Here is a 6,722-nt window from a genome sequence, read left to right on the forward strand (position 1 = left end):
GCACCCCTGTACAGTAAAGCTCAACTTTTTCAGATCCCCTAAGCATTCCTTATGAGCCCACGTCAGGAGCGCCCGTTGCCCTTCCAACCCGACCACCTGCGCACCCTGACCGCCCTGGTCGAGGAGGGCACCTTCGAGGCCGCCGCCCGCCGCCTGCACGTCACCTCCTCGGCCGTGTCCCAACGTGTCAGGACCATGGAGCAGGCCGCGGGCCAGGTCCTGGTCCGGCGTACCAATCCCGTCACGACCACCGGGGCGGGCGACGCCGTACTGCGCCACGCCCGACAGGTGCTGCTCCTGGGCCGGGAGGTGCGCGCCGAACTCGGCTCCGTCGGCGAGGAGGGCGACCACACCCGGGTGCCGCTCGCCGTGAACGCCGACAGCATGTCCACCTGGTTCCTGGAGGCCCTCTCCGACCTGCCCCCGGACCTGGGCGCCGTCTTCGAGCTGCACCGGGAGGACGAGGAACACACCACGGGGCTGCTGCGCTCCGGCGCGGTGATGGCGGCGGTGACCTCCACGCCGGAGGCGGTCCAGGGCTGCTCCGTGGAGCCCCTGGGCGTCCTGCGCTACCGGGCGGTGTGCTCCCCGGGCTTCGCGGAGCGGCACGGCGCCACCGATCCCGGGCGGCTGCCGGACGCCCCGGTGGTGAACTTCGACCGCAGGGACGACCTCCAGGACCGCTTCCTGCGCGACCTCACCGGGGCCGGTTCGCGCGGGCCGGTCCACTACGTCCCGGCGTCGGAGGACTTCGCGCGGGCCGTTCTGCTGGGCTGGGGCTGGGGCGTGGTCCCCGAACAGCAGTGCGCCGAGGACCTGGCGTCCGGGCGGCTGGTCGCGCTGGCGCCGGACCGCCCGGTCGAGGTCCGGCTGTTCTGGCAGCGCTGGAACCTGCGCTCCCCCCTGCTGGACGAGGTGACCCGCCGCGTGCGGGAGGGCGCGGCAGCCCGGCTGCGCCCCTGGGGGACGGAGCGCACCGGCCCCCGCGAACAGAATTCCTGAATTCGACCGGAAGAATGGAATGCGGAGCCATTCCCTTTTCTCGGCGAATTGCTCCGTTCCCGCCCCGGAACAGCGGTTCATGTCCTAGCGTTTCCCTGCGGAGACCACACCCGCAACCCGCCCCCCGGAAGGGAAACCCCACGTGGACCAGAAACGCAAGAGCCCCACCCTGCGCCGACGCCGCCTCTCACGGACCCTGCGCGCGCTCCGGGAGGGCTCCGGGAAGACGCTGCACGAGGCGGCGGCCGAGGCGGGAACGACCGCGTCGAAACTGTCCCGGATGGAGAACACCGGTGTGCAGCGGCCCTCGCCCGGCGACGTGGCGCGGCTCGCCGACGTCTACGGCGTCGGCACCGACACCCGCGAACTCCTCATGGAGCTGGTCCGCGACTCCGGCACCCGGGGCTGGTGGGACGGCCGGCCGGGCCCGCGTGACCACGCCCTCCTGCCCGACCTGGAGGCGGAGGCCGCGGCCCTGCGCGTCCACGCCCCGCACCGCGTTCCCGACCTCTTCCAGACCCCGCGCTACGCGGAGGCGGTGCTGGAGGCCAGGCCCGGCGGTACCGGGCCGGAGGCGGCCGGTCTCATGGAGGCGCACGGCCTGCGGCGGCAGCTGCTCAACGAGATCCGGCCGCCCCGGGTGACCGCGGTGGTCGACGAGGCGGTCCTGCACCGACGCGTCGGCGGCCCCGAGGTGATGCGGGAGCAGTTGGAGCACCTGGGCCACCTGGCCGTACGCCACAACGTCACCGTCCGGGTACTACCGCTCGGCGCCCCCGGGCACCCCGCCCAGGAGGGACCGTTCACGCTCCTGGAGTTCCCGGAGGCCGACGACGACGCCGTGGTGCACGTGGGCACGGTGAGCGCGTCCCTGTACCTGGAGGAGGAGCGCGACGTGGCCGCCCACCGCGCCGTCTTCACGGTGCTGGAGGCGGCGGCGCTGTCCGGTGAGGAGTCGGCCGCACGCGTGGCCGAGGCCGTGGACCACTGGACGCCCGCCCGGGCGGGTTGAACCCGGGCCGCCTACTCGGCGGCCCTGGAGACCTCCGGGGCCTCGGCGAGCAGCGACAGGTCACGCTCGGTCACCACCCCGAAGTGCAGCGCCTTGTCGATCAGGACCTGTGAGCGCCACCCCTGCCCCTGACCCCCGCCCTCCGGCTCGACCCTGAACTTGTCCTTGAGCAGGTAGTCGACCTGGGCGTTCACCGCCGCCGTGCCGATCCCCAGCCGTTGGGCCACCTGGTTCTGGGTCGGGACCGGCGGGGTGAGGCCGCGCAGCCGGGGCTCGCAGAGGGCCACCAGGACCCGGTAGTAGGTGTGCCACCGGTCCATGCGGAAGCTGTTGGCCTCGGTGCGCTCACCGGTGGTGTCCGCCCATCCGTCCCGGCTCGCACCGGCGCCGTGCGGGGACAGGACGGCGCTGCACGCCGCCGGGGCCATCACGAGGAAGCTGTGCTCACCCGTCGCCCCGGGGATGCGCACCCGGGAGGTCTCGAAGGGCACCACCATGCCGTGGGTGTTCGGCTGGACCTGGACGTACCCGGCCAACCGCTCGGTGTTCTCGACGATGTAGGCCTTGTTGGAGCTGAGGTTGCTGATCCGCCAGTGGTCCCCGTGGGAGGTGATGTCTCCGGCGTACCGGTGCACCGCGCGGTCCCCCGCCCCGAGCAGCATGTCCACGTCGCGGTCGCGGCCGCCGCGCCCGAAGGTCCGGGTCTGCCCCGGGCTCAGGTGGTGGGTGTCCATGGGGGTGTCGCTCTCGTAGTCCTGTTGGACCGTGACGACCTGGTCGACGTCGTCGACCGGGAACAGGTGCACGCTCATCTCGCCGTCTCCGGGGGGTCAGAGGAGAGGCCCGCGCGGTCGGGGCCCGCCCCCGCAGGATACTGCGCGCGGACCCGACTGGCGGGGGGAACCGGGGTCCGCCGCACGCGGGCCGCCCCGCCGTAGGTTGGTGGCGGCATCTCCCCGCCGGCACGGGGACCGCTGAGATCACCGAGGAGCACCCATGGGTCTGAACGCGACACCGGTCGACCTGGGCAGGTACGGCGTCTGGCTGAACCACCAGGTCCTCGACGAGGACGTCGCCGCCGAGATCGAGCGCCTGGGCTTCGGCGCCCTCTGGCTCGGCGGTTCGACACCGGCCGACCTGGAACCGGCCGCCACGGCCCTGGCGGCGACGTCGCGGCTGGCGGTGGCCACGGGGATCGTGAACATCTGGGCGTCCCCGGCCGAGGAGGTCGCCGACTCCTTCGCGGGCCTGGAGTCCGCCTATCCGGGGCGGTTCCTGCTGGGGCTGGGCGCGGGACACCGGGAGCTCAACGGCCCCGACGCCGTCCGACCGCTCCAGGGGATGCGGGACTACCTGGACGTGCTGGACCGCGAGGGCGTGCCCGCCGACCGCCGGGTGCTGGCCGCTCTGGGCCCGCGGATGCTCGGCCTGAGCGCGGAACGCGCCGCCGGCGCCCACCCCTACCTGGTCACTCCCGCGCACGCCCGGTTCGCGCGCGGGCTGCTCGGCGACGGCCCGCTGCTGGCGCCCGAACACAAGCTGGTACTGGGGGCCGATCCCGCGCGCACCCGGCAGGAGGCCCGCCGCGGGATGGCCTTCTACCTGGGGATGCGCAACTACGCGGCCAACCTGGAGCGGTTGGGGTACACGGAGTCGGACCTGGTGGGCGAGGGCAGCGACGCGCTGATCGACGACCTGGTCGCCCAGGGCGGCCCCGACCGGGTGGCGGCGGTGCTGCGCTCGTACCTGGACGCCGGGGCCGACCACGTGGTGGCACAACCGCTCCCCGGGGAGTGCGACCTGTTCGGCAGCCTCGCCCGGTTGGCGCCCGCCCTGGCCTCCTGAACACCGGGGGCCGGGACGGGGCGCGGTGGGAACGGGCGTGACGGGGCGGGCGGGGCGGGCCTCACTCCCGGTAGAGGTCGGCCAGGTCCTCGGCGTGGCGCTGTTCGACCACGCGGCGACGGAGTTTGAGCGAGGGGGTGAGCTCCCCGGTGTCCGCGCTCCACTCCCCCGCCAGGAGCCGGTAGCGCTTGATCCGTTCGGGGCGGCTGAGCCGGGCGTTGGCCGCCGCCACGGCGCGATCCACCTCGGCCCGCACCTCCGGGTGGTCGGCCAGCTCCCCGCCCCCGCCGTCGATCCCGCGTTCGCCCGCCCACGCCCCGAGCGTCTCGCCGTCGAGCACGAGCAACGCCACCAGGTAGGGGCGGCCGTCGCCATGCGCGAGGGCCTGACCGATCAGCGGGTGCTCCTTGAGGGTGTTCTCCACCAGCGCGGGCGGTACGTTCTTGCCGCCCGAGGTCACGATGATCTCCTTCTTGCGGTCGGTGATCCACAGGAAGCCGTCCTCGTCGATCCGGCCCACGTCGCCGGTGGCGAACCAGCCCTCGGCGTCCGTCGCGGGCGGGACCGAGCCGTCCGGTCGGAGATAGCCCTCGAAGATCGAACGGCCCCGCAGGAGCACCTCGCCGTCCTCGGCCAGCCGCACCTCGATCCCGTCGACGGGCAGACCCACGGAGCCGAGGCGGTGGCGCCCGGGCTCCGGGCGGTTGAGGGTCGCCACACCGACGGACTCGGTGAGGCCCCACACGTCCATGACGTCCACGCCCAGGGAGGCCCAGAATCGCAGGACCCCGACGGGCATGGGCGCCGAGGCGCTGGAGGCCAGGCGCACGCGGTCGAGACCGATCCGGGCGAGCAGCGGGGTGAGCACGGTCTCGCTCGCCCGCCGGAAGCGCTCCTCCAGCTCCGCGGGAACCTCCTCGCCGCGTTCCCGGAGCCCGTGGTGTTCGGTGGCGGTCTCGCGGGCCGAGGCGACGACGGAGGCGATCTCCTCCGGTAGGGCCGCGAGGGCGGCCCGGACGCCCGAGGCCAGCTTCTCCCAGACACGGGGCACCCCCACGAAGTGCTGGGGCCGGACCTCGGGCAGGACCCCGGCCAGGGCGGCCGGGTCGGCGCACATCCACACGTGGGAGGCGCGGTGGAGCGGAAGGTAGACGCTCAGCAGCCGCTCCGCGACGTGTGCGAGCGGCAGATAGCAGACGTGGCTGGGGTGGGCGGGCAGGTCCACCGCGGCGTCGAGGGCCGTAGCCTGGGCGAGGACCTGCCGGTGGGTGATGGCGGCCCCCTTGGGGTCGCCGGTGGTGCCGGAGGTGTAGACGACGGTCACCAGGTGGTCGGGGGTGAGGTCGCGCCAGCGCTCCCGGGCCGGGGAGGGCCCGGTGTCGCCCAACCGGGCGTAGGGCGTGTGGCCGCGCGCGGGGTCGGGGTCGTCGACCACGACGAGGGTGGCGAGGGCGGTACCGGGATCGGCGAGGAGCCCCTCCCAGAGGGCGGCGGACCCGGGGTCGCCGACCACGGCGAGGCGGGCCCGGCTGTGACGGCACACGTGCGCCACCTGTTGGGGTGCGGCCGTGGAGTAGACGGTGGTGGGGACCGCCCCGGCGTGGACCAGTGCCAGGTCGGAGAGCCAGTGTTCGGGCCGGTTGCCCATCATGAGCAGGACGTGGTCTCCAGGCCGCACTCCCAGCGCCGCGTACCCCTCGGCGAGGTCGAGGACGGCCTCCCGGGCCCGCGCCCAGGTGAGGGTGGTCCAGGCGGTGTCGCCGGGTGCTCGCCAGGAGAGGGCGGGGAGGTCGGGGTACTCGCGGGCGTTGCGCCGGAGCAGTTCGGGGAGGGTGTGGTGGGTGGGGTCGTTCGCGGTGCCGGGATCGGAGGTCATGGGGGCTCCTGGAGACAGCTTCCTCGATGATGTGACCCAGAACACAGTCGAGCGTAGCACTCCGCCACCTTCCCGAGAGGGGCGAAGGAGGACCCTCCCCCACCGGTGCTACTGATGGGTAATATGTTCATGCGTAACCACTGGTAACACCTTTTCGCCCCGCCCTCCGTGTCCCCGCACGACCCCAAGGAGCCACCCCGTGCCCGACTTCTCCCTCCAGCTTCCCGAAGAGATCAGCGACGTCCGGGACTGGGCCCACGGGTTCGCCGCCGACGTCATCCGCCCGGCCGCCGCCGAGTGGGACGAGCGCGAGGAGACCCCCTGGCCCATCATCCAGGAGGCCGCCAAGATCGGCCTCTACTCCCTGGACTTCTTCGCGACCCAGGCCTTCGAGGAGAGCGGCCTCGGCATGGCCGTCACCATCGAGGAACTGTTCTGGGGCGACTCCGGCATCGGGCTGTCCATCATGGGCACCGGCCTGGCCGCCGCGTCGCTGAGCAAGACCGGAACCCCGGAACAGATCGGTGAGTGGGCGCCGCAGATGTTCGGCACCCCCGACGACGTCAAGGTCGCCGCGTTCTGCGCCTCCGAGCCCGACGCGGGCTCGGACGTCTCCGCGATCCGCACCCGCGCCGTCTACGACCAGGCCAAGGACGAGTGGGTGCTCAACGGCGTCAAGACCTGGGCCACCAACGGCGGCATCGCCCACGTCCACGTCGTCATCGCCTCCGTGGAGCCCGACCTGGGTTCGCGCGGGCAGGCCTCCTTCATCGTCCCGCCGAACACCCCCGGCCTCTCCCAGGGACAGAAGTTCGCCAAGCACGGCATCCGCGCCTCCCACACCGCCGAGGTCGTTCTCGACAACGTGCGCGTCCCCGGTGCCTGCCTGATCGGCGGCAAGGACAAGCTCGACGAGCGCCTCGCCCGCGCCAAGGAGGGTAAGCGCTCCAAGGGCCAGGCCGCCATGAAGACCTTCGAGGCGACCCG

6 protein-coding genes are annotated in these 6,722 nt (G+C 73.2%); 4 read left to right on the top strand and 2 right to left on the bottom strand.

Annotated features, from left to right (window positions below):
* Positions 1-75 precede the first annotated feature (75 nt).
* Entirely contained in the window at positions 76-1,002 is a 927-nt protein-coding gene (locus ACFYL4_RS16280) for a LysR family transcriptional regulator ArgP (protein WP_387519042.1), read from the top strand.
* A gap of 142 nt (positions 1,003-1,144) precedes the next feature.
* Positions 1,145-2,014, top strand: a complete 870-nt coding sequence (locus ACFYL4_RS16285; RefSeq protein WP_387519032.1) for a helix-turn-helix domain-containing protein — start codon at positions 1,145-1,147, stop codon at positions 2,012-2,014.
* An 11-nt stretch (positions 2,015-2,025) separates the two neighbouring features.
* On the opposite strand, the gene ACFYL4_RS16290 is transcribed toward ACFYL4_RS16285, so the two are convergent.
* Positions 2,026-2,826: a winged helix-turn-helix domain-containing protein gene (locus ACFYL4_RS16290; protein ID WP_387519033.1), complete on the bottom strand. Its 801-nt coding sequence runs from the start codon at positions 2,824-2,826 to the stop codon at positions 2,026-2,028.
* A gap of 184 nt (positions 2,827-3,010) precedes the next feature.
* Here ACFYL4_RS16290 and ACFYL4_RS16295 point away from each other — a divergent pair, with 184 nt between their 5' ends.
* Entirely contained in the window at positions 3,011-3,859 is an 849-nt protein-coding gene (locus tag ACFYL4_RS16295; protein WP_357761378.1) for an LLM class F420-dependent oxidoreductase, read from the top strand.
* A gap of 61 nt (positions 3,860-3,920) precedes the next feature.
* Here the strand turns inward: ACFYL4_RS16295 and ACFYL4_RS16300 are convergent, their stop codons facing one another.
* Positions 3,921-5,735, bottom strand: coding sequence for an AMP-dependent synthetase/ligase (locus ACFYL4_RS16300; RefSeq protein WP_387519034.1), 1,815 nt, complete (start codon positions 5,733-5,735; stop codon positions 3,921-3,923).
* Positions 5,736-5,934: 199 nt separating this feature from the next.
* On the opposite strand from ACFYL4_RS16300, the gene ACFYL4_RS16305 reads away from it, so the two are divergent.
* The coding region (locus ACFYL4_RS16305; protein WP_387519035.1) for an acyl-CoA dehydrogenase family protein at positions 5,935-6,722 on the top strand (788 nt) is incomplete at its 3' end.

It is taken from the genome of Nocardiopsis sp. NPDC006938 (assembly GCF_042869555.1).
Taxonomy (GTDB): Bacteria; Actinomycetota; Actinomycetes; order Streptosporangiales; family Streptosporangiaceae; genus Nocardiopsis.